Here is a 21,821-nt window from a genome sequence, read left to right as displayed (position 1 = left end):
TAAATTTGTTTTATTAAACATCTTAAAAATGCATATCAGAAAAGCCAAAAAATCCGACTCCACGTACCTTGCCCCTATATTATTATTGGCAATGGAAGATATCATTTATAAGTTTATCAAAAAAGAAGAGTACGGCTAGCGCGAAAGACTTTCTGCAATACTTCGTTGAAAGAGAAAACAATCAATACTCGTATGAGAACTGTTATGTCGCAGAAGAAAATAATGAAGTCATTGGTGCAGTAGATATATATAAAGGTGAAGACATCGAAAAATTGCGAAAACCAATAATTGAATACGTTCGAGAACATTATAATCCTGAATTTAATCCTGAATCTGAAACCGAAGCGGGCGAATTCTACATCGATTCTTTGGGCATAAATCCCAATCATCAGGGAAAAGGAATTGGCTCTCAAATACTTCAGTTTCTAATTGCCGAATATGTACACAAAAATAAGCAGACTTTGGGATTATTGGTGGAGGAACAAAATCCGCTGGCAAAAAAACTTTATTTAAAACTCGGATTTAAAGTTGTGGGACAAAAAACTTTAGTTGGAAAGAAGCTTGAGCATCTTCAAATAAGTTAGAATTAAAACTTGGTTCTGCTGTCGATTATGCATTTTATCGGCTATTTTGAACAATTTGGCGTTGATTCTGTCGTTATTAAAAAATAACCAGACGACTTTTCTGTATTTTGAAAGGAGAATTCGTTTAATGATTGAATACAAATTAATACGTTAGAATGAAAAACATAACCATATTAGAAGCAGGTTTAATTTTAAGAATAGTTTTAGGAATCACAATGCTTTCAGCGGTTGCTGATCGATTTGGAATTTGGGGCGCACCAGGCTCAAACGGAGTTGTCTGGGGAAACTGGGAAAACTTTGTAATTTACACCCAAACCCTTAATTCTTTTGCAAGCAAATCTACTGCAGAAGTTCTTGGCGGTATCGCCACTTTCTTTGAAGTTTTACTGAGCCTTTTATTATTATTCGGTTTTAAAACCCGACTTGTCGCTTTAGGAACAACTTTTTTAATGTTTCTTTTTGGTTTTGCCATGGCAGTTTCGGTTTCATTCAAAGCTCCTTTTGATTATTCTGTTTGGACCAGTGCGGCTGACTCTTCTGCTTGCTAATATTGGTAAAACAGCGTATGCTGTTGATAATAGGATTTAGATAATTGTTAATTGTTAATTGTTAATTGTTAATTGTTGATGGCTGATGACTGATGACTGATGACTGATGACTGATGACTGATGACTGATGACTGATGACTGATGACTGACTTTACGCAAACTTTGTCAAAGTTTTAAACTTTGACAAAGTTGACACACGAATTGCAAACAATTAACAATTAACAATTAACAATCAACGACAAACCATCAACAATTAACAACCAGCAATTAACAATTAATTTTTAAGGTATATTTAAGGCCATTATCCTGCTTTGAACAAATTTGTATTCGTAAATTAGCAGATACAAAAACATATCTTAATGACAATACTTACCTTTACGCTTATAATGGTTCTTGGCGCTTTTCTAGCGGGCTTTATCGGTTCATTATCAGGCTTGGGAGGCGGGATTATAATCATTCCGCTTCTTACAATTATTCTCGGAGTCGACATTCATTATGCAATTGGAGCTACTTTGGTTTCTGTTATTGCAACTTCTTCAGGTTCTCTTCGCGGCTTATGTAAAAGAAGGAATTACCAACATGCGTATGGGGATTTTTCTCGAAATCGCTACGACAATTGGTGCTGTCTGCGGTGCGCCGCTTTCGACTATCGCTCCTACTTCTTTCATAGCGGTTTTGTTTGGTTTAACACTGATTTTCTCGGCTATTAATTCGCTTCGAAAAAAAGAAGAACATATTGTATTAGAATCTAGTCCGCTGGCTAAAAAATTAAAATTAGAAGGAACTTATCCTGCGCATGACGGCGAAATCATTAGTTACGGAACCAAAAATGTTTTGGGCGGTTTCAGTATGATGGGAATTGCCGGAATGATGTCTGGTTTACTAGGAATTGGTTCTGGTGCTTTTAAAGTAATTGCAATGGACAACATTATGAGAGTTCCGTTTAAGGTTTCGACCACAACGAGTAACTTTATGATGGGGGTTACAGCAATGGCGAGTTCTGTAATTTATATTCAAAAAGGATATATTGAACCTGGAATTTGTATGCCTGTTGTAATTGGTGTTTTGTTTGGGGCAATGGCTGGAGCGAAAATATTAGTACGAACAAATCCGAAAAAAATTGAGAATCTTTTTTGCCTGCCTGATTTTTGTTTTGGCAGTAAACATGATTTATAGCGGACTTAATGGAAAAATCTAACATGGTACAAGAAGAAAAATTTGGAGAAAAAGATTTCCAGACGATCATAGGAAACTTGCTTCGTTATGGGGTTTGGATTTCATTAGCAGTAGCTTTTATGGGCGGTATCGTGTATTTAATGCACAATGGCACTCAGATAGAAGATTATTCTGTTTTTAAGGAAAACGACCGCAATATATTTGAAGTAATTGCCGATATTTATCAAGGAGCAATTCAGGGAGATGGTGCATCATTAATCTTTACGGGGATTATTTTACTCTTTTTAACACCCGTTTTAAGGGTTTTACTGTCGTTATTTTCCTTTTTATTGGAAAAAGATTATTTATATGTAGGGATTACTTTAATCGTTATTGTAATCATTATTATCAGTATTTCATTCGGCTTCTCACATTGATTGACGCTGTAGGCTTTAGGCTTTCCAATGCTTACAGCTTATAGCTTACAGCCTAAAGCCTACAGCTTAAAGCCTTCAAAAAAAAAACATATATGGAAATAGGAATAGACAGTTTTGCTTCGGCAATGTATGGCGACAACAATACTTTAAGCAGTGTTGACGCAATGGAACAGTTACTGCAGAGAATTGAATTTGCAGATCAAGTCGGACTTGATGTGTTCGGGATTGGAGAACATCATAAAAAAGAGTTTTTAGATTCTGCCACAGCTGTTATTTTAAGTGCGGCATGCAAGAACCAAAAATATAAGATTAGCAAGTGCGGTTTCCGTTTTAAGCGCCGCAGATCCAGTAAGGGTGTATCAAAGTTTTGCTACTTTGGATTTGGTTTCCAAAGGAAGAGCAGAAATTGTAGTCGGGCGTGGTTCTTCTATTGAAGCATATCCCCTTTTCGGTTATAATTTAAATGATTATGATGCACTTTTCAGCGAAAAACTAGATTTACTTTTACAGATTCGTGACAATGAATTTGTGACATGGGAAGGTAAATTTCGTCCCGCTATCCATAATCTTCCTGTTTATCCGAGAGCTACACAAGAAAAATTACCGATTTGGCTTGGAGTCGGCGGAACACCCGAATCTTTTGTTAGAGCGGGTTCTTTGGGACTTCCATTAATGGTTGCCATCATTGGCGGACAAACCCATCGTTTTAAACCTTTAATCGATTTATACCGTCAGGCTGGACAAGCCGCAGGTTATAAACCAGAAGAATTAAAAGTAGGAGTGCATTCGCCAGGATATATCGGTACAACAACAGAAAATGCGATTGCAGATTATTACCCAGGTTATGCCGAATTATGGACCAAATTAGGAAGAGAACGCGGCTGGCCTCCAGTAACAAAAGACAAATTTGACGGATTAATTGATGATCTGGGGGTTTTAATTGTGGGAAGTCCAGAAAGGGTCGCAGAGAAAATTCTACGTCATAGTGAAGCACTTGGAGGTGTTGATCGATTTACATTTCAAATGGACAACGCTGGATTAACCCACAAACAATTAATGAGCGCTATTGAATTAATTGGAACAAAACTGATTCCTTTGATTAAGAAGGGATAGTTTTTTTTTGTCGCAGATTTCACAGAGTAAAATGATTTAGCAGATTATTATTTATGAAATTTAAATCACAATTTCGAAATAATTGGATGTATCAGCTTTAGCTGGATGAGAATATTAAGAAAAGTAAAAGGCTTTAACCAAACCTCAGTAGTTTGGCTAAAGCCTTTTTTATAATCAAAACTTACACCTCCAGTTAAAACTGGAGGCAATTCAAAAGCCTATTAAACTTATAGTCTTAGCATCTCAGAACCTCAGTACCTTAAAATTTATAAGTTACACCAACTCTAACATTTCTTCCGGGCTCAGACTGCCAGTAGTAAGCTTGTAACCACTCATAGTAAGAACCGCTGTATAGATATTTATCGAGAATATTAAATACGTTTGCTGTAACTTTAACTTTTCCTATTTCGTAAGACAAGCCTCCGTCCAATTTAAAATATGACGGTAATTTTTCAAGACCTTCACCCCATGTATCAGTTTGACGACCGTCAAGGAAAGTCCCACCAATAGAAGCGCCAAATCCTTTCATTTTACCAGATTGAATGGTATAATTTAACCAAGCATTTGCAGTATGTTTTGAATATCCAGGAACAACATCGCCTACATTAATACCTTCTACATTAGATTCTGTAACAGTAGATTCTGTAAATGCATAATTTGCTATCAGGTTAAGACCATCAAATAATTTCCCTCTTAAATCAAACTCAAACCCTTGCGCTCTTTTTTCACCTAATACAATTTTTGTTGGATTAGACGGCGTACTTAAAGGATCAGCTGTTAATTCATTTTTCTTCAGAATGTTATAAACAGACAAAGTAGTATTCCAAGAACCATCAAACCAATCTTTTTTAAGACCAAATTCTACGTTATTACCTGTTAAAGGCTTCAACTCTCCATCTCTAACAACTCCAGATTGCGGTGTAAAAGCTTGATCATATAATCCATAAACTGCCAAGTCTTTCGTAACAGAATAACTTACTCCAAAACGCGGCGTTATATGACTATCTTCCTGTGGGTCGTCATAGCTGTTAGTCTGTTTAATCCAGGTATATCTTCTTCGCAAGTGTTACTCTTAATCTATTTTGAAAAAAACCAAGTTCGTCCTGAATATATCCAGTCGCATATTTTGAACCATAAAGTCCACCTGCCCTTTGACTTAGGGGTGTATCGTGATCAAATTGCGGCAAACCATTTGAAGGAGTTCCGTAATTTGGGTTAAAAATATTAAAAGGATTATCAGCGGTATCAAGGTCATGAGCTTGTCCCCAATCTGCCATATAATCTTTGTCTCCTAAATCTACACCTCCCAAAACTTTATGAGAAACACCACCAGTATTGAATTTTCCATTCACAAAAATCTGGCCTAGAAACATATTACTATCTGCATCCCAGATACCAACGTTTCTAATAATCTCACCATTACTAATATCTCCATTTGGAGTTGTTGCTGGTCCTACTGCAGATGGCCAAGAACTGTATCCTTGCCGCATATATTTGAAATAAGAAGTCTGAGCTGTCAATTTCCAGTTATCATCAAACTTATGTTCGAATTGTAAATAACCACTGTGATCTTGAATATTGGTATCTGGTAAACCTGGCGCCGTCATGGTAAAATCACGGGACATAGTAGCATAACCGCCTGCCTTTGGTCCAAAAACATAGTAAGAACCAACTTCTGTCATATTTGCATATTGAAAATTGTATTCAAAAGTTAATTTTGTTCTATCATCAAATTGATATGAAATAACTGGTGCAATAACATAACGGTCATTGTGCTCAAACGGACGATGAGATCCCTTTTTTTGAGCCGCACCATTAAATCTGTATAATAATTTTCCTTTTTTATCGAGTTTACCATCAAGGTCTATACTTACTCTATAGAAATCAAAACTTCCTACTAAAGCACTAACCTCTCCTTTTGTAACTCCAGTAGGTTTTTTTGTTACTACATTATACAAACCGCTTGGATCTCCGCTGGAAAGCATAAATCCCGCTGGTCCTTTTACAAATTCGATATGATCAACAAAACTCATGTCTTCTGTTAAAGGTCCCCAGAAAGAAGAAACCACATTAAAACCGTTTCTAAAAGCCTGAATTTGAGAACCCCTCATTGTGATATTGGTATACAAATCGCCCCAATGTTCCAAGCGAACGGCACCACTCACGTTGCGAATTACTCCGTCGCTCATACTCGTAATCTGTTGATCTTTTAATGTTTGAGCACTTACAATTTGTATGTTTTGCGGAATTTCTAACACTGGAGTTTGAAGACGCAAAGACATTGAAGGTTTGTCTTGCTTGTATTTATTTTTAGTAATGACTACTTCATCAAGATCCTGCTGACTTTCTGAAAGTGAAAAATTCTTTGTTGTAGTTTGTTTTGAACTCACTACAATATTGTCTTCTATACTTTGTATACCGACACCTTTTATAACGATAGTGTAAGGTCCTGGTTTCACATTTTTGATTTCAAAATATCCTGATTCGCTGGTCACATCTGAATACTTAGTTCCTTTTAGGCTTACAGAAATATTTTCTGCTGGTTTATTGCCGCTTAAAGAAACTTTTCCATTTATATTTCCAAGCTGTTGCGCCATCATACTTAATGAGCTGAAAAACAACATAAAAATGTAAATTCTTGGATTAAAAACTATTTTCATTTTGGTTTATTTAAAATTTCGGATCAAAAGTATGTTCTAATCTTAACTTTTCCAAATTATTTTTATTCATTCTAAATAAATATAACATTTTGTAATAAATTAGCAAGAAAATTAAATTGAAACTGCTCAAATTTTAAGTTATTTCCTGATAATAGTAATGTAGATTAAGTATTAAACCGAATTCTATTTTTATCTTTATAATTCCAAAAACTCAACAACAAATTCACTAAAAGCACTGATATGAAACCAGATACAATACGAAAAGTAGCCATTGTAGGCTATAATAGAATTCCTTTTGCAAGAGCCAATACAGCTTATTCTTCTGTTGGAAACAAAGAAATGATGACGGCGTCTCTCAACGGTCTTATCGATAAATACAATTTAAATGGAAAGTTATTAGGCGAAGTTGCCGGCGGTGCAGTTATAAAACATACTTATGATAACAATTTGATTCGTGAATGTGTCATGCAAACTAGTCTAGACCGCGCTACTCCAGCATGCGATTTACAGCAGGCTTGTGATACCGGAATCGAAAGTGCCATTTATATTGCCAACAAAATTGCTCTGGGACAAATTGAATCTGGAATTGCTGGCGGTGTTGATTCTATTAGTGATATGCCAATTGCTGTCAGCGAAAAACTTAGAAAAGTATTATTAGATGCTAGAAAAGCAAAATCTTTAGGCGAAAAAATCAAATTGTTTTTAAAACTTAGGCCGAAAGATTTTAGTCCGTTAGTTCCAAAAAACGAAGAATCACAAACTGGACTTTCTATGGGCGGGCATACTGAAATTACAGCAAAACATTATAAAATATCGCGAGAAGAACAAGATCAATTTGCTTTAAAAAGTCATTTGAATATGGCAAAAGCATACGACGAAGGATTTTTTGATGATATGATTACGCCTTTCAACGGATTAGAAAAAGATAATAATCTTAGAAAAGACAGTACGCTTGAAAAACTAGCCAAATTAAATCCAGCTTTCGATAAAGCAAACGGAACTTTGACAGCTGGAAATTCTACCCCTTTAACAGATGGAGCTTCTTGTATTTTACTTGCAAGCGAAGAATGGGCAAAAGAACAGGGACTTCCTATATTAGCTTATATTTCATTTGCAGAAATTGCAGCGATCGAATATGTCAAAAATCAGCAGAATCTTTTATTAGCACCTTTATTTGCGACCTCGAGAATGCTCGAAAAAGCGGGATTAAATCTTCAGGATTTTGATTATTATGAAATTCACGAAGCTTTTGCCGCACAGGTTTTAGCCACTTTAAAAATTTGGGAAAGTCCAGAACTCAGTCAATCGATTGGTTTGAAGAAAACTTTAGGAGCTATCGACAGGGAAAAGCTAAATGTAAAGGAAGCGACCATGGCAGCAGCGCATCCTTTTGCTCGCAACGGGCGGCAGAATTATTGGCGTAATGGCAAAATTGCTTAACGAAAAAGGTTCTGGCAGGGGTTTTGTCTCTATTTGCGCTGGCAGGCGGACAAGGAGTTACAATGATAATCGAAAAATAAATGAATATTTTACAAAAAACTTTAGGAGCGATTTTTCCTCCGTACAAATACAGTGTAATTAGAAAAGAACAAAGAGCTCTTTTTAATGCTATAATTGAGGCATTACCCGAAGAAAAATTATCTAAAGTAAAAAAACAAACTAAAAACGGTACATTTTATGACTTAACATACTGGGAATTACAACCTGATTTTAAATACGTTGTCATGTGGTATGGTGGAGATACCATTTTTGAATATAAAAAAAGAGGAAATAATTTTAAGATTTCGGGACTTAGAATTTTTTCAAAAAGCAATAATACTTTAGAAAAAATAGAAATCTTAATTCAGGATAATTTGTTAGTTGGTTTGAAGATTACTAATTCAAATTATCAATTAGATGAATTTATTATATCATCTATTGATACTACAAATTTTTCAATGACAAGTTTTGATTTTCCTCCAAACGAAATTGATTTGTTTTATGATAATCTCGATAAAAATATCAGAGATAAACTAAATTATAATGAGTTATTTGATATCGATTATAATGGAAAAACTTTTTATGTCATTTACGATTTAGAAGATAGAAATTATATAGCTGTTGATAAAAAACAAAATGTCTATTCTTTAATTCATGATGCTAAACCTGCCATTTCTAAAATGAAAATTACATTTCTTGAAATCGTAGAACAAATTGCAAATAATGAGTTTAATATAGAACATCATTTTGAAGACAGATACAGTAATTAAATTGTGGCAAATTATATGAAATAAAAAAGTCCAAGCTATATAAAACTTGGACTTTTTTATGGTTCTTAAATATATAAATTCTTAATCTTTCTTATATAATCTTTCCTGCCCATCGCGATAAATCCTTTTAATTGCAGTCACAGCATTATTTTCAGAAACAATTTTGATGCGATAATCATCTGTTCCATCGACCATAAATAAATCGGATTCCAGTGGTGTCAGCAAAAGCGTAATTATATTATTCCATCTAAAATATAATTTGTTAGAGTCTAATACCAATTCATTTTTTCCAAATTTACCTTGATAAGATTTTAAAAGCTCATTATCTACAACAAGGGGCTGTTGTCTGTTTTTAACAACTGGAATAAACCAGTCCAAATTATTACTTGAATCTTTATTTTCCTTTGATAATTGTCGCAATGCCAGCAGATGAGAAATATTTACCGCTTCTTCACTTTTGCATGATACATCTGGTATAACGCCTTTTCCTTCAAAATCCATATTTGTAATCGGATCTTTAACTTCTCCACACGGAATATTTACAGAAAAACCGTCAGCCAATACCGTTCTGGTTATAGGATGCGCACCTCCTGCTGTTTTTTCTCCCACTATAGTTACTCGCTTTAAATTTTGAAGGGAATAGCTCATCCATTCCGCGACAGAAAAAGTGCCTCCGCTTGTTAGAATATAAATAGGAGCTTCATCTAAACGTTTTCCAGGAACAGATGGCAAAAGCCACATTTCACGTTCAATTTTTTTCCTTTTTTCTTCGTAATAATAGTATTTGTAAAGCTGGCAGTTCTTTATTGGAGAAAAAATAACTGCTGATAAACTGTCCCATTTCCATCACCCCGCCGTTGTTTTTGCGTAAATCAATGATTAATGCATCTGTATTAGATAAAAACTGCATTGTCGAGGCGGCTGTTTCGGAGCCAATTGCAGGATCTTCAAAATAATCGAACTCTAAATAACCAATATTTCCTTCTAAAATTTTAGTCTGTACAAATCCAAAATTTTTCTTTTTGGCTTCGATTAATTCTTCTGCCTTAATTTTTTGCGCGTAACTTTTTCCTTAATATGCTTTTGGCTTTCTGCCCACTCTGGATCATACATTACTCTAAAATGTAAATCTTTACTGGCGTCTATTAAATCTGCACTTAATTTTGACGCAAATTCATTACGAACTACAATATTTTTATAAGTTCCTTTTTTTAAATTTTCATTTATTTTTTTACTTATATCTCCAATCACTTTTGGCCGTATGTAAAATTCCTCCAGTTTTTTATAAAGCGAATCGATAATTTGCTTTTTATTGCTTTCAGAAAAATTGCTTTTCTCTGGAGCAGTTTCCTTTTGCGAATAAATACCAATAGAAAACACAAGAAATAGTAACGTAATACATTTTTTCATTTTACGAAATTTTACAATTTGAAATTATTTTATGAAGAATAGTGTCAAGCAATTCGATTTCTTCTGCCGATAAACCATCTAGTGCCGTTTTACGATTTAAATTGAAAATGGGAGCTAATGAAGTAATAGTTTGTAAGCCTTTCTCTGTAATAACAAGCTTTGATTTCCTTTTATCTAATTCATTTACTTCTCTTGTGAGATAATCTTTTTTGACCATTAATTCAATAATTCTAGTAACCGAAGCATTATCTTTAAAAATTAATCTTGCCATCTCTATTTGAGAAATGTTCGAATTATCATTTAAAATAATTAACACCAGACATTGATCTACCGTAATATCACTCACAATCTTTTGAATGTTTTTCTGGCAAATTTTCCTGTATTCTTTTATCGTCTGCTCAATAGTATAGAGGACTGTGCCGGTTGGAGTTTTCTGCTTCATGCTTTTTTACAAATTATTTGATATATCAAATATAATTATTTATTTGATATATCAAGTAAATTTCAAAATTAATTTAAAGAGGTAAAAAAAGACTTAGTGAGTATAGAGACAATCGAGGTTTAAAATAATTTTAACCATATAGAAACAAAATATTAGAAGAAATACTTTATTTATCAAAGAAGCTGAAATGGACTTAACATTCTAATACTGGAAGTAAAATCAGACAAGGTTTTGGAAATCTATAAACAAGCAGTAATTTTTATTGTAATTTTTATAGCAAAGATTAATTTATAAAATAGTAAAGCTTTAGTTTACTTTTAAAAACTAAAGCTTTACTATTTTAAATACTGATTACTTATTTGATTCTCCCGCAGATTTTGGAGATTAAAGAGATTTTTTAATTTTTAATTTTATCAAACCGTAAAGTAAGGCGTCAGAATATCTTCAAAATTATACAAGCCGTTTTCTTTTTCTTTTATGTTTTCGGCAACAAAGATGACACCGTTTCCAAAAGCTTCTCTGGAAATTGATTCATGTATAATCCGAACTGTTTGAAAAGGAAAGCCAAATATAACTTCGTGTTTTCCAACAATTCCTCCCGCTCTAACGGAATTGATATTTTCTTTGTCAACATCCAGAGCTTCAGCAATTTTTATAGCTGTTCCAGAAGTTCCTTCTTTGGCTTTAAAGTGCTCTTCATTTACTTCAATATCAACCCACGGAGCAATTTTCTTTAAAAATTTGGCAGACAAATAATAAGTAATTAACGCCCAAAGTGATATTTGGAGACCAAAAAACAGTTGTTTTCTGTCCCAGTTTTTTTAGAAACTGAAGTTCTTTTTCTTTATAATGTGAAATTGCCGAAATGATTTTCACATTATTTTTCGTCACGCTTCGCCATACGTATAAATTCCCTGATGAGAAGAAAAGTCGATAATTACATCAACCGGATGTTTTTCTAATAATTCATCGATTGAAGTTTTGGAACTAGAATAGATTAGGCCGGGTTCGTCTGACTGCACTCCAAAAAACTCTGGTACCGATCTGTGTTCCAATACTGTACTTTGTCTTAAAACCCATTCTAGGCAGAATTTTTTATTTTCTAATAATATTGAAGCAACTGATTTTCCAGTTTTTCCGAATCCGATTAATCCTATTTTCATAAGCATTTGTTTTTTAAATGAGCGAAGTGCCCGTTAGAAAAATTGATATTGTAAAGTGGTAAATATCAATTCAAATTTTAATTTATAAAAACAGTTTTATAACTGCTATTTTAGTAAAAATAGGAAAATCACAACAGAAATTCTAGTAAAAAATGATTTTTATAACAAAAAACGGCATCATTAATACGTTTTTATTTATTAATTAAAATTTCTATTGAAATATTTCGACTCCAATTATTCACCTTTTAAAATCGTTTTACAGTCGCTTTTTGACATAAAAAAATACCACAAAAAAAAGAATTTGGTAATATATAAGTAAACTTATTTTCAGTAGATTTATCGCCAGAACCCCCAAATAAACAGCAGTAAGTAATGGCCTACAACAACAATGAATTGCTTCGTTTTTTAGATGCTCAGAACAAATTGTATTTGACAGCTTTGGACGAAATTAAAAATGGTAAAAAAGAATCTCCATGGATGTGGTTTGTCTTTCCACAAATTAAAGGAATGGGTTCGAGTGATACTTCGAAATTCTACGAAATCAAAAATGCAGATGAAGCAATTGCTTTTCTAGAACACCCAATTTTAGGAAAACATCTTGTAGAAATCACAGCCGAATTAATCAAAAAAGAAGAAGACACCGTAACCGATATATTCGGAAATACAGATGTTGAAAAACTGCAGTCCTGCATGACGTTATTTGCAAGCGTTCAGAACTCAGAGCCCATTTTTCAAGAAGTCCTGCATAAATATTTTGACGGATCATCTGATTTCCATACCCTGCGACTTTTATACAATAACCTGTGAATTGGTTGTCTTTAAAGGCTTTATATTAAAATTTATTATAAAAAAATATGGCATTTTATAGCATTTAAAAATAAGATAGCTATATTTGCAACACTGTTGCGATTAAATATTTCTGTATTAGATACTTAAATTTTGGCACAGAAATACCACTGAATGAAAAAGAGAATCGTAATTGTAAATTTCTTAGCATCTTTTGCAGTATTGTGCGCAATGCTGTTTCAGACTGTACACTCTTACGAGCATTTTTTCAAACAGCTTTCAGAAAAACCCTGCCAGCATCATACCAGTGCTAATCAGAAAGAAATAACGCATAGTCATACTACTGACAACCAATGTCATGTGTGTCATTTTGCATTTAGTACATTTATTCCAAATGTCGCTGAAGCTGTGCTTTTTCAAAAGATAAAAATCGAAACGAAACCTGAATTTACTTATACCAAATCGGTTTCCCCATTCTTCAAAGGCAGTTTATTTGCTTTAAGGGCACCTCCTGCTCTACTTTAGTCTACAAGTTTATTTTAGCGCGTCAATTTTTTTGCTTTTTAAAATTAAAAGGAAAATATTTTCTTCTGGTTTTTAATTCAAAAAAAAATATAGAATTTCATATTCATTTGATACTTGCGCTTTCGCGAATACAGCTTTGTAAACTTCCATTAATATTTTTAAAGAATTCCAGCTTTTTATAGGCTGAGAAATCTGTTTTCATTCACAAAAATCCAAATCAATATAATTATGCTTACAGCTGAAAATCTAACCAAAAAATATGGTGATTACACTGCTTTGAACGCTTTAAATCTAACTATTAAAGAAGGTGAAATATTTGCTCTTTTAGGACAGAACGGTGCTGGAAAAACCACTACTATCAATTTATTTCTAGGTTTTATTGAACCTTCAGAAGGTTCTTTAACCATCAACAATATTCCCGTTACATTAAATGCAAAAACGACTAAAGAATTTGTCGCTTATATTCCAGAAACAGTAATGCTTTATCCGAATTTAACGGGTCTGGAAAATCTTAAATTTTTCTCTTCGCTGGCAGGATTTAAATATTCAAAAGGTGAATTGGAATATTTCTTAAACAAGGCCGGTTTGCAAACCAAAGCACACGATCAAAATCTTGGCGGTTATTCTAAAGGGATGCGCCAAAAGGTTGGAATTGCCATTGCAATCGCTAAAAAAGCTAAAGTGCTTTTATTGGACGAACCAACAAGTGGTTTAGACCCGAAAGCTTCTAATGAATTTTCTCAAATCTTAAAGGAACTTTCGGCAGATGGAACTGCAATTTTAATGGCAACCCACGATATTTTCAGAGCGCGTGAAGTGGCTTCTCACATCGGAATTATGAAGCAGGGAAACTTGGTTACCGTAATTGAGGCCTCTAAAATCTCTGCAAACGAACTGGAAGATTTGTATTTACAAACGGTTTAAAAGGAAACGTTGATTTCTATTTATAAAATGAAACATATATTTTCTTTGCTATTTATAGTAAGTATTTTCTCGATTCTAAATGCGCAAAATAACGGAAAAGTCAGAGACAGCATTATTAAAGATTCTTTGGAACTGGAAGCCAAGCGAAATGAATTGCAAACGGTTGAAATTATTGGACGTTCGACGCGAAAATACAACAGTGATTACTCTTTTTCTGCAACGAAAACGGCGCCGTTAAATAAAGATATTCCGCAGTCTATTTCGACTATAACCAAAGAATTAATTGCCGATAAAGGCGCTATTTATCTCGCCGATGTCGTAAAAATGGCCAGCGGTGTAATTCCTGCGAGTTATTACAATCAATATACGATTCGCGGGATAAGTCAAAATGAAGAAGGACAGATTATCAACGGAATGCGAACGCGTCAGTATTACTTTTTACAGCCTTTAACGAGTAATATCGAGCGCGTTGAAGTTATAAAAGGACCATCGAGCGCTACCTTTTCTTCTGTTGACCCAGGCGGAAGCATTAATATGGTGACCAAAAAACCTTTGGCAGTAGACCGAAAAGAAGTTAGTCTAACGGTTGGAAGTTTTAGTACATTACGCAGCACATTAGATTTTACAGGCCCTTTAAACGAATCAAAAACACTTTTATATCGTGTAAATGGAGCGTATCAGGAAGCGAAATCATTTCGTGATTTGGTTAATAATAAGTCATTTTTGATTTCTCCTTCTTTCAGTTATATTCCGAATGAAAAAACGGCGATAAATACTGAATTGATTTTAAGTGACATGACTGGAGTTTTAGACCGCGGTCAGCCTATTTTTGGCGCTGTTGCAGGTAAAACTGATTTAAATAAAACCCCAATCAGCCTGAATTTGGGAGCTTCTGGAGATTACTTTAAATCGAAAGAAATGATTTTGATGACTAATTTAGCTCATAAATTCTCATCTAAAATTGGTTTTAATGCTTCTTACATGAAACAAACCTGGACAGAAAACCTGCAGGAGCACCGTACAACAAATGGTTTTGCTGTAGATATGAACAACCAGCCGGTTACAAGTCTGGCCATGATGCAGTTTGTACAACGCCAGCAATATTGGGATGTTGACAATTTGAGTGCTTACTTTAATTTTGATTTTAAAACAGGAAAACTCAATCATAAACTATTAACGGGTTATGATTTAAGCAGTTGGAATAAAAACATTGGCGGCGGGCAAAATGCAGCAAGAGGTTATTTATTAAATGACGGAACTGTTGCTAGTTCTTTTGTTCCTGCAAATGCTTCTAATTATCAAACGGTAACGGTAGACGGCGTTGTACTGCCAAAACCAAATGTCAATTTCTTTGATTTAAACAATCCGTCTTACGCATTAAGAAACACGCAGGATTATGTTATGAATGTTCGTACAGCGCTTCCGTCTGCACTTACAACGACAAATGCAGTTTACATTCAGGATCAAATCCAGTGGGAAAAATTCACTTTTTTATTGGGACTTCGAAACGAATGGTTTGAAGACATTACGAATTATAAAACCAATAATGAAATTACAGTTAAAAAATCGGCTTTACTGCCTCGAATTGGTGTGACATACGCCATCAATAATGAAATTAATGTCTATACCACTTACCTCGAAGGGTATCAGCCACAGTCCAATACGACGACTCTGATGCCTCAAACAGGAAGTTTACCGGCGGGAAGCCTCTTTAAACCGCTGGAAAGTGATTTGAAAGAGTTTGGTATGAAAGCCGTTTTCTTTAATAATACGGTAAGTTTTAATGTCGCGGTTTACGAAATCAAGCGACGAAATATTTTAATGAACGCTAATGATCCTGCAAATCCAGATTTATTAATAACCAGAGGTTCTGAAAGAAGCCGTGGTTTTGAATGTGATCTGGCTGGATATATTACTCCAGACTGGCAGATTAACGCTTCTTACAGTTACATCGATGCGGAAATTACCAATGATGCCAACATTTCATTAATTGGTCAAAGAAAGCAGAATACGCCAAAAAACAGTGCGAATCTGTGGACACGTTACAACTTCGCTTCTGATTCTGCTTTAGATGATTTCGGAATTGGTTTGGGAATGCAGTATCAAAGCAGTAAAGTGCCTTGGTTTACAAGAGATTTTACACTGCCTGATTTTACCATTTTTGATGCCGCTCTTTATTACAAACCTAATAAAAGCAATATGCAGATTGCTGTAAACGCAGGCAATCTTCTTAATAAAACCTATTGGTTAGGCGCGCAGAATTATCTGCGTTTGTTTCCTGGAAGTCCAAGAAACGTAAGCCTTACCGTAACTTATAAATTTTAATTTATATGAAATTATTTCAAACAGAAATCCTAATAGCCAAACATTTTAAGAATTCTATTTTTAAAAATTCGGCTGTTTATATTATTACCATTTTCATTGGTGTTTTACTATTATATGCGGCATTTACGGGCTGGGACAATTACATAAGTCAAAACGAAACGAGCGAAAAATACCAGCACGAATCTAGAGAGGACTGGTTGAAAAATCCAGATAAAAATCCGCATAGAATGGCACATTACGGAAATTTTGCTTTTAGAAAAAGTACCCCATTAAGCGTTTTCGAATTCGGAATGGAACCATTTTTTGGAAATGCTATTTTCCTTGAAGCTCACAAACAAAATACAGCCAATTTTTCTGAAGCTGGTTTTTCTAACAGTATGCTTCGTTTTGGCGAAATCAGTATTGCCATGGTTTTGCAGATTTTGTTACCGCTTCTCATTTTTTTCCTCGGATTTAATGCTGTCGCGTATGAACGTGAAAATGGAACTTTAAAAATCCTTTTAACGCAGGGCATCAATTGGAAACAGCTTTTAATTGGAAAAACGTTGGGAATTGCAAGTGTAATCATGATGCTTTTTATTCCAACAATTATTGTTTTGGTTTTAGTGTGGCTGTTCCTTCAAGATTTTAGCATTACAGCAGACGAAACCGCAAAAATGCTATTGTTTATAATTTTTCATTTGGCTTATCTCCTATTCTTCTGTGTTATTGCAGTTTTAATTTCGGCAGTAAGCAAAACGTCTAAGAAAGCTTTGATCACGCTTATTGGAATTTGGCTTCTTTTTACCATTATTCTGCCAAGAACCACACAGGCAATTGGGGCTTACATTTACGAAGCACCATCTAAGATTCAGTTTAACAGTGATATCGAAAAAGATATTTTGAAACAAGGGGACAGTCACAATCCGAATGATCCGCATTATAAAGCGATAAAAGATTCGCTTCTTCGCGCTTACAAAGTCGATTCGGTACAAAAACTTCCTTTCAATTATTCGGGTTATATCATGACCGAAGGGGAAAGAATCAGCTCCAAAATTTACAACGAACATTTGGCTGAACTTCTAAAAATTTATAAAAAACAGAATAGTTTTTCGAAAACAGTTTCCTTCTTGAATCCCTACATCGCAATGAAAAATTTATCGATGGGATTATCTAACACGGATTACGAATCGTATATCGATTTTCAGAAACAAGCCGAAGATTATCGTTATGCCATGGCACAGAAAATGAATGGACTGCAGATTAAATACATCAGCAATAAAAAGCCCGGACCAAATGATAAACCGCTTACGATTGGTAAAGAACATTGGGCCGATGTAGAAGAATTTCATTATGAGCCTAAAAAAGTCGGAACGGTTCTTAAAAACGAAATTATCTCGATTATTTCAATTATTCTCTGGATTTCACTGCTTTTCATTTTAATCAGAATCGCATCCAAAAAACTTAAAGCCATTTAATATGTTAGCATTACTCTTTAAAAATTTCATTCGATCTAAAGGAACCAAAATTGGGTCGCTTTTCTTGTTGTGCATTGGTTTTATAAGTCTTTTAATTGGAAAACAGTTTCAGGATAAGCAAGAGAATAATATTCGCGAAGCTTCCCTTTATCAGAAAGAACACATTGCCCGAAATGCCTCTTTTCATAAAGACGAAATCGGACTTCTATTGTATTACATCAAGTTTTCATTAGTCAATAAAACATTGCCTATAAACAGTTTAGCAATCGGACAGCGCGATGTTAATCCTTCTATTCAAAGCGTTACGATTCGTGGTCTAGAAGGTCAGAAATACGATGCAGAACTCAATAATCCGAACAACCTTCTGTCAGGAAATATCGATTTTAGTTTTGTACTGATTTATCTTTTTCCGCTTTTAATAATTTCGTTTTCGTATAATCTTATCTCTGAAGAAAAAGAAAGCGGAACTTGGAAAATTGTAGCAACGCAAAGTCAAAACACTTTTCTTTATATTCTAAAGTTATTCTACGTCAGGATTTTAAGTTTAATCGGATTGTTTGCTATTTTACTTTTGGTCGCCGTTTTATTTTTAAATATTCCGTTGGATCAAACTTTTTTCATCTTCTACGGATTGGGAATATTATATATCTTATTTTGGTTTTCAGTATGTTTCTTTATTGTTTCGCCGCAAAAACATTCCAATTTTAATGCTGTTTTATTACTAACGATCTGGTTATTCTTAATTATCATTGTTCCTGCAGGAATTAACGCTTATATTGTAAATCAGTATAAAGTTCCAGAAGCTTTAGAACTGACTTTGAAACAGCGAAATGCGTATCATGAAAAATGGGATATGAATAAACAAGAAACTGTTGATAAATTTTACAAACATTATCCTCAGTTTAGAGAATATAAGATTCCGGCAGACAAAGAATTCAGCTGGCTTTGGTATTACGCGATGCAGCAAATGGGCGACGACGAATCGGCTGTAGAATCTCACGAATTGGAAACCAAATTGCAACAGCGAAACCTTGCCAGCCAGAGAATTGCACAATTTATCCCAACGCTTCATACGCAGTTACAACTAAATGAAATTGCCCACGCCGATTTAGGAAATCAGCTTTTATTTTTAAAAGAAACACAGCATTTCCATGAAAAAATGAGATTGCATTTTTATCCAAAAATCTTCTCAGATGCTCCTGTAAATGCACAAAAATGGGATGATTTTAAAGTTGAAACGTTTAATGATCCAACTCAAATAAGTTTTGCTAAGGCATTTTTGCCATTACTAATTTTCAATTTACTATTGATTGTTTTGGGATGGAGGAATTTAAATAGAAACGCTGTTTAATTTTTGACCGATAATGCTCGCGTTTTTTAACCGCAAAGCACACAAAGGCTTACGCTAAGTTCGCAAAGTTTTATTTAAGCTTTTTGGTTAAATAGAGGCGTTATTTAACCGCAGAGAACGCAAAGGTTTACGCAGAGTTCGCAAAGTTTTATTTAAGCTTTTTGGTTAAATAGAGGCGTTATTTAACCGCAGAGAACACGAAGGTTTACGCAAAGTTCGCAAAGTTTTTTTGACAAGCTTTAGGATAATTTTCTTTACGGTGAAAGTTCGCAAAGATGGCAGACATAGCCAATGGTTTCAACCATTGGAGCGCAATGAATTTATGCATGCCTCCCGAGGTTGAAACCTCGGGCTATGTTTTTCAAAAGGTTTATCGTACACAACCAATGGATTCAATGATTGAACGTCAGCAATTCACCACCAACATGTCTCCCGAGGTTGAAACCTCGGGCTGTGTTTTTCAAAAGGTTTATCGTATACAACCAATGGTTTCAATCATTGAACGTCAGCAATTCACCTCCAACATTTCTCCCGAGGTTAAAACCTCGGGCTATGTTTTTCAAAAGGTTCGCAAGTTTTTTACATAAAGCTTTGCGAACTTTTTGTTTTTATAAAACCCTCCATATCAAAAAAACCTTTGCGCTCTTTGCGGTAAAATTTTAGTATTTTTAATGAAATTTCCATTCTATGAAAAAAGTACTTTTTGCAGGTCTTCTTATTATTATCATTTTATATGCCTTTAAACAATTGGTTTACAATCCGTACAAATGGAAAAAAGCGATTAACACCCCCGAACATAAATTACAGCTTGGCAGTTTTATTTTCAGCAAACAAAGAGGTTCAAACGGAAGCCAAAGCATGCAGACCAATTATTTTATTTTTAAAGTAATTGAAATAAACGGCGATTATGTGAGACTTTCTGTGATTCGTCAGTTATCTGAAAAAGATAAAATACGATCTGGTTTTTCGACTAAAAAAGAGGCCTATAAAGATTTAAAAGAAAGTATTCAGAAAGTTACAATTACACCCATTTTACCTGAAGATTTGTATAAAGGAAGTTCTTCTTTTACCATAAACGATTATTTATTAGATAAATATCCTTCTTTGCAAAAATCCAGATATTATTATGAAGACCTAAAATCTTCTACAGATCCACGAGAATATTTCAGTTTAGTTTATTCTAAGGAAAAAATTATAACCAAAGGAAAACTCGTTCCGTGGATAATAAGTAACAGTGACAAACCTGAATTAGCAGAAAGATTATCTAAAAATATAGAACTGATCGTTAATTGATTTTTTTCTTTGCGACTAATTTAGGAACGTTTTTTTAACCGCAGAGTTCGCAAAGAATTACGCAAAGTTCGCAAAAATTTTACTCAAAGCTTTAAGGATAATTTACTTTGCGGTGAAAGTTCGCAAAGATTCCCAAAAATGGTAAACATAGCCAATGGTTTCAACCATTGGAGCGCATTGAAATTTATCCACACATGTCTCCCGAGGTTGAAACCTCGGGCTATGTTTTGAAAAGGTTTATTATACACAACAAATTGAACGTCATCAATTCACCAACAACATATCTCCCGAGGTTGAAACCTCGGGCTATGTTTTGAAAGGGTTTATTATACACAACCAATTGAACGTCATCAATTCACCACCAACATATCTCCCGAGGTTGAAACCTCGGGCTATGTTTTCAAATGGTTCTCAAAGTTTTTACTCAAAGCTTTGCGTCCCGAGGCTTTGGGATTGTGTTTTTATAAAACCCTCCATATCTAAAAACCTTTGCTCCCTTTGCATTAAAATCCCCCAGCATATCAAAAAAAACCTTTGCGTGCTTTGCGTTAAAATACCCCAGCATATCAAAAAATCTCTGCGTGCTTTGCAGTAAAATAAACCTATTCTGAATAAAATTTCTTCAAACATTTAATAATTATATTTTATTTAGAATTAATATAAATAAACTTTTATATTTGCCGCTTTCAAAGAAATCTTAGTAGATTTTAAAATTTACTTAATATTGCTTTTCCAAAGTAAATTTCGTTTAATGAACTACAATGCCAGTTTCGAATTAGATCTTTTCAAATCCTTTAAAGAAGGAGACGAAACTGCATTTAAGTTTTTTTACGATAAATATTTTAGGAGAATCCAATCTTTCAGCGTTCAGTTTATTTATGATCAGGACGAAGCTGAAAATCTTGCTCAAGAAGCCTTACTACACTTATGGCAGAACAGAGAAAGCGTAGAATCTATTAACGGAATCCAAGCTTTCTTATTTACCTATGCCAAATCAAAATGCTTGAATTTAATTCGCCACAATAAAGTGAAGGATAAATTTAAGAATGACCTGCTTAACCACAAAGAAAGAGAATTGGATATAGAAGTTTTAAATTCGCTTCAGTTCGACACATTAGAATTAACAGAATTGGAGCGCATTATTCAGGAATCCATAAACGAATTACCGCCCAAAACTCGCGAAGTTTTTATAAAAAAACGCTTTGAGAATAAAAAAAATGCAGAGATAGCCCAAGAAATGGAAGTTAGCTTAAAAGCTGTCGAAGCCCACATGACAAAGGCTTTGAAGATTTTAAAGACCAAATTATCGGACTATTTGTTTCTAATCTTTATCCTTATTTATAATAATTAAGAATAAAAGGTAGGGTATTTTAATTCTGAAGTGTACTTACTATAGCGA

Annotated in this window: 19 protein-coding genes and 4 pseudogenes; 16 read left to right on the top strand and 7 right to left on the bottom strand. The window is 34.1% G+C overall.

From position 1 onward, the window contains the following. The first annotated feature begins 68 nt into the window (after positions 1 to 68). The 5 genes and pseudogenes from ACZZ95_RS16845 (at position 69) to ACZZ95_RS16825 (ending at position 3,837) form a co-directional block, all read left to right on the top strand. Entirely contained in the window at positions 69 to 584 is a 516-nt protein-coding gene (locus ACZZ95_RS16845; RefSeq protein ID WP_463469892.1) for a GNAT family N-acetyltransferase, read from the top strand. A gap of 155 nt (positions 585 to 739) precedes the next feature. Then, positions 740 to 1,132, top strand: a complete 393-nt coding sequence (locus tag ACZZ95_RS16840) for a DoxX family membrane protein (RefSeq protein WP_463469891.1) — start codon at positions 740 to 742, stop codon at positions 1,130 to 1,132. 359 nt (positions 1,133 to 1,491) lie between these two features. Further along, positions 1,492 to 2,330: pseudogene (locus ACZZ95_RS16835) on the top strand (sulfite exporter TauE/SafE family protein). Next, positions 2,317 to 2,724, top strand: a complete 408-nt coding sequence (locus ACZZ95_RS16830) for a DUF1634 domain-containing protein (RefSeq protein ID WP_095951489.1) — start codon at positions 2,317 to 2,319, stop codon at positions 2,722 to 2,724. The pseudogene ACZZ95_RS16835 and the gene ACZZ95_RS16830 overlap by 14 nt, the downstream one beginning before the upstream one ends. A 92-nt stretch (positions 2,725 to 2,816) precedes the next feature. Further along, positions 2,817 to 3,837: pseudogene (locus tag ACZZ95_RS16825) on the top strand (LLM class flavin-dependent oxidoreductase). A gap of 259 nt (positions 3,838 to 4,096) precedes the next feature. Here the strand turns inward: ACZZ95_RS16825 and ACZZ95_RS16820 are convergent. Both ACZZ95_RS16820 and ACZZ95_RS16815 read right to left on the bottom strand, forming a co-directional pair. Continuing rightward, the gene (locus tag ACZZ95_RS16820; RefSeq protein ID WP_463469890.1) at positions 4,097 to 4,900 is read right to left on the bottom strand and encodes a TonB-dependent siderophore receptor; all 804 of its coding nucleotides are present in this window, start codon (positions 4,898 to 4,900) and stop codon (positions 4,097 to 4,099) included. Continuing rightward, complete coding sequence (locus ACZZ95_RS16815) at positions 4,875 to 6,497, bottom strand: carboxypeptidase-like regulatory domain-containing protein (RefSeq protein ID WP_463469889.1); 1,623 nt, start codon at positions 6,495 to 6,497, stop codon at positions 4,875 to 4,877. Before ACZZ95_RS16815 ends, ACZZ95_RS16820 begins: the two co-directional genes overlap by 26 nt. Before the next feature lie 240 nt (positions 6,498 to 6,737). Here ACZZ95_RS16815 and ACZZ95_RS16810 point away from each other — a divergent pair. Together ACZZ95_RS16810 and ACZZ95_RS16805 are read left to right on the top strand one after the other, a co-directional pair. Continuing rightward, positions 6,738 to 8,017 (top strand): annotated as a pseudogene (locus ACZZ95_RS16810) (acetyl-CoA C-acetyltransferase). Further along, the gene (locus tag ACZZ95_RS16805; protein WP_463469888.1) at positions 8,018 to 8,746 is read left to right on the top strand and encodes a hypothetical protein; all 729 of its coding nucleotides are present in this window, start codon (positions 8,018 to 8,020) and stop codon (positions 8,744 to 8,746) included. It begins immediately after the preceding pseudogene. 81 nt (positions 8,747 to 8,827) lie between these two features. Here ACZZ95_RS16805 and ACZZ95_RS16800 read toward each other — a convergent pair whose 3' ends face one another. From ACZZ95_RS16800 to ACZZ95_RS16780, 5 genes and pseudogenes are all read right to left on the bottom strand, one after another. Further along, entirely contained in the window at positions 8,828 to 9,487 is a 660-nt protein-coding gene (locus tag ACZZ95_RS16800; RefSeq protein WP_463469887.1) for a S41 family peptidase, read from the bottom strand. A 7-nt stretch (positions 9,488 to 9,494) separates the two neighbouring features. Further along, entirely contained in the window at positions 9,495 to 9,722 is a 228-nt protein-coding gene (locus ACZZ95_RS16795; RefSeq protein ID WP_463471701.1) for a S41 family peptidase, read from the bottom strand. Between the two features lie 56 nt (positions 9,723 to 9,778). After that, complete coding sequence (locus ACZZ95_RS16790; protein WP_463469886.1) at positions 9,779 to 10,156, bottom strand: hypothetical protein; 378 nt, start codon at positions 10,154 to 10,156, stop codon at positions 9,779 to 9,781. 1 nt (position 10,157) lies between these two features. Continuing rightward, positions 10,158 to 10,598, bottom strand: coding sequence for a MarR family winged helix-turn-helix transcriptional regulator (locus ACZZ95_RS16785; protein ID WP_463469885.1), 441 nt, complete (start codon positions 10,596 to 10,598; stop codon positions 10,158 to 10,160). A 413-nt stretch (positions 10,599 to 11,011) separates the two neighbouring features. Continuing rightward, a pseudogene (locus tag ACZZ95_RS16780) lies at positions 11,012 to 11,761 on the bottom strand (4-hydroxy-tetrahydrodipicolinate reductase). Positions 11,762 to 12,133: 372 nt separating this feature from the next. Here ACZZ95_RS16780 and ACZZ95_RS16775 point away from each other — a divergent pair. The 9 genes from ACZZ95_RS16775 to ACZZ95_RS16735 all read left to right on the top strand — a co-directional run bounded on the left by ACZZ95_RS16775 (position 12,134) and on the right by ACZZ95_RS16735 (position 21,773). Further along, a complete protein-coding gene (locus tag ACZZ95_RS16775; protein ID WP_463469884.1) occupies positions 12,134 to 12,568 on the top strand; it encodes a DUF1810 domain-containing protein in 435 nt (144 codons plus the stop codon). Positions 12,569 to 12,721: 153 nt separating this feature from the next. Further along, the gene (locus ACZZ95_RS16770; protein WP_463469883.1) at positions 12,722 to 13,072 is read left to right on the top strand and encodes a hypothetical protein; all 351 of its coding nucleotides are present in this window, start codon (positions 12,722 to 12,724) and stop codon (positions 13,070 to 13,072) included. 228 nt (positions 13,073 to 13,300) lie between these two features. Then, a complete protein-coding gene (locus ACZZ95_RS16765; RefSeq protein WP_095951495.1) occupies positions 13,301 to 13,996 on the top strand; it encodes an ABC transporter ATP-binding protein in 696 nt (231 codons plus the stop codon). Positions 13,997 to 14,023: 27 nt separating this feature from the next. Continuing rightward, positions 14,024 to 16,321 (top strand): TonB-dependent siderophore receptor, encoded by a 2,298-nt coding sequence (locus ACZZ95_RS16760; protein WP_463469882.1) that lies wholly within the window; start codon positions 14,024 to 14,026, stop codon positions 16,319 to 16,321. 5 nt (positions 16,322 to 16,326) lie between these two features. Beyond that, positions 16,327 to 17,778, top strand: a complete 1,452-nt coding sequence (locus tag ACZZ95_RS16755; protein ID WP_463469881.1) for an ABC transporter permease — start codon at positions 16,327 to 16,329, stop codon at positions 17,776 to 17,778. A gap of 1 nt (position 17,779) precedes the next feature. Beyond that, on the top strand, positions 17,780 to 19,129 hold the full coding sequence (locus ACZZ95_RS16750) for a DUF3526 domain-containing protein (RefSeq protein ID WP_463469880.1): 1,350 nt from the start codon (positions 17,780 to 17,782) through the stop codon (positions 19,127 to 19,129). A 275-nt stretch (positions 19,130 to 19,404) separates the two neighbouring features. Beyond that, positions 19,405 to 19,716, top strand: coding sequence for a hypothetical protein (locus ACZZ95_RS16745; protein ID WP_463469879.1), 312 nt, complete (start codon positions 19,405 to 19,407; stop codon positions 19,714 to 19,716). A gap of 100 nt (positions 19,717 to 19,816) precedes the next feature. Then, positions 19,817 to 20,422, top strand: a complete 606-nt coding sequence (locus ACZZ95_RS16740) for a hypothetical protein (protein WP_463469878.1) — start codon at positions 19,817 to 19,819, stop codon at positions 20,420 to 20,422. Between the two features lie 751 nt (positions 20,423 to 21,173). Next, the gene (locus tag ACZZ95_RS16735; RefSeq protein WP_463469877.1) at positions 21,174 to 21,773 is read left to right on the top strand and encodes an RNA polymerase sigma-70 factor; all 600 of its coding nucleotides are present in this window, start codon (positions 21,174 to 21,176) and stop codon (positions 21,771 to 21,773) included. Positions 21,774 to 21,821: the final 48 nt, after the last annotated feature.

Source organism: Flavobacterium sp. AC267 (genome assembly GCF_979258715.1).
This window is presented reverse-complemented; position numbering and strand designations above follow the sequence as displayed.

What these genes read in the sequence shown, in the direction of transcription:
- ACZZ95_RS16840 (WP_463469891.1), top strand. Translation starts at nt 740, where the DNA reads ATGAAAAACATAACCATATTAGAAGCAGGTTTAATTTTAAGAATAGTT.
- ACZZ95_RS16830 (WP_095951489.1), top strand. Translation starts at nt 2,317, where the DNA reads ATGGAAAAATCTAACATGGTACAAGAAGAAAAATTTGGAGAAAAAGAT.
- ACZZ95_RS16815 (WP_463469889.1), bottom strand. Translation starts at nt 6,497, where the DNA reads ATGAAAATAGTTTTTAATCCAAGAATTTACATTTTTATGTTGTTTTTC.
- ACZZ95_RS16805 (WP_463469888.1), top strand. Translation starts at nt 8,018, where the DNA reads ATGAATATTTTACAAAAAACTTTAGGAGCGATTTTTCCTCCGTACAAA.
- ACZZ95_RS16800 (WP_463469887.1), bottom strand. Translation starts at nt 9,487, where the DNA reads ATGTGGCTTTTGCCATCTGTTCCTGGAAAACGTTTAGATGAAGCTCCT.
- ACZZ95_RS16790 (WP_463469886.1), bottom strand. Translation starts at nt 10,156, where the DNA reads ATGAAAAAATGTATTACGTTACTATTTCTTGTGTTTTCTATTGGTATT.
- ACZZ95_RS16785 (WP_463469885.1), bottom strand. Translation starts at nt 10,598, where the DNA reads ATGAAGCAGAAAACTCCAACCGGCACAGTCCTCTATACTATTGAGCAG.
- ACZZ95_RS16775 (WP_463469884.1), top strand. Translation starts at nt 12,134, where the DNA reads ATGGCCTACAACAACAATGAATTGCTTCGTTTTTTAGATGCTCAGAAC.
- ACZZ95_RS16770 (WP_463469883.1), top strand. Translation starts at nt 12,722, where the DNA reads ATGAAAAAGAGAATCGTAATTGTAAATTTCTTAGCATCTTTTGCAGTA.
- ACZZ95_RS16765 (WP_095951495.1), top strand. Translation starts at nt 13,301, where the DNA reads ATGCTTACAGCTGAAAATCTAACCAAAAAATATGGTGATTACACTGCT.
- ACZZ95_RS16760 (WP_463469882.1), top strand. Translation starts at nt 14,024, where the DNA reads ATGAAACATATATTTTCTTTGCTATTTATAGTAAGTATTTTCTCGATT.
- ACZZ95_RS16755 (WP_463469881.1), top strand. Translation starts at nt 16,327, where the DNA reads ATGAAATTATTTCAAACAGAAATCCTAATAGCCAAACATTTTAAGAAT.
- ACZZ95_RS16750 (WP_463469880.1), top strand. Translation starts at nt 17,780, where the DNA reads ATGTTAGCATTACTCTTTAAAAATTTCATTCGATCTAAAGGAACCAAA.
- ACZZ95_RS16745 (WP_463469879.1), top strand. Translation starts at nt 19,405, where the DNA reads ATGGCAGACATAGCCAATGGTTTCAACCATTGGAGCGCAATGAATTTA.
- ACZZ95_RS16740 (WP_463469878.1), top strand. Translation starts at nt 19,817, where the DNA reads ATGAAAAAAGTACTTTTTGCAGGTCTTCTTATTATTATCATTTTATAT.
- ACZZ95_RS16735 (WP_463469877.1), top strand. Translation starts at nt 21,174, where the DNA reads ATGAACTACAATGCCAGTTTCGAATTAGATCTTTTCAAATCCTTTAAA.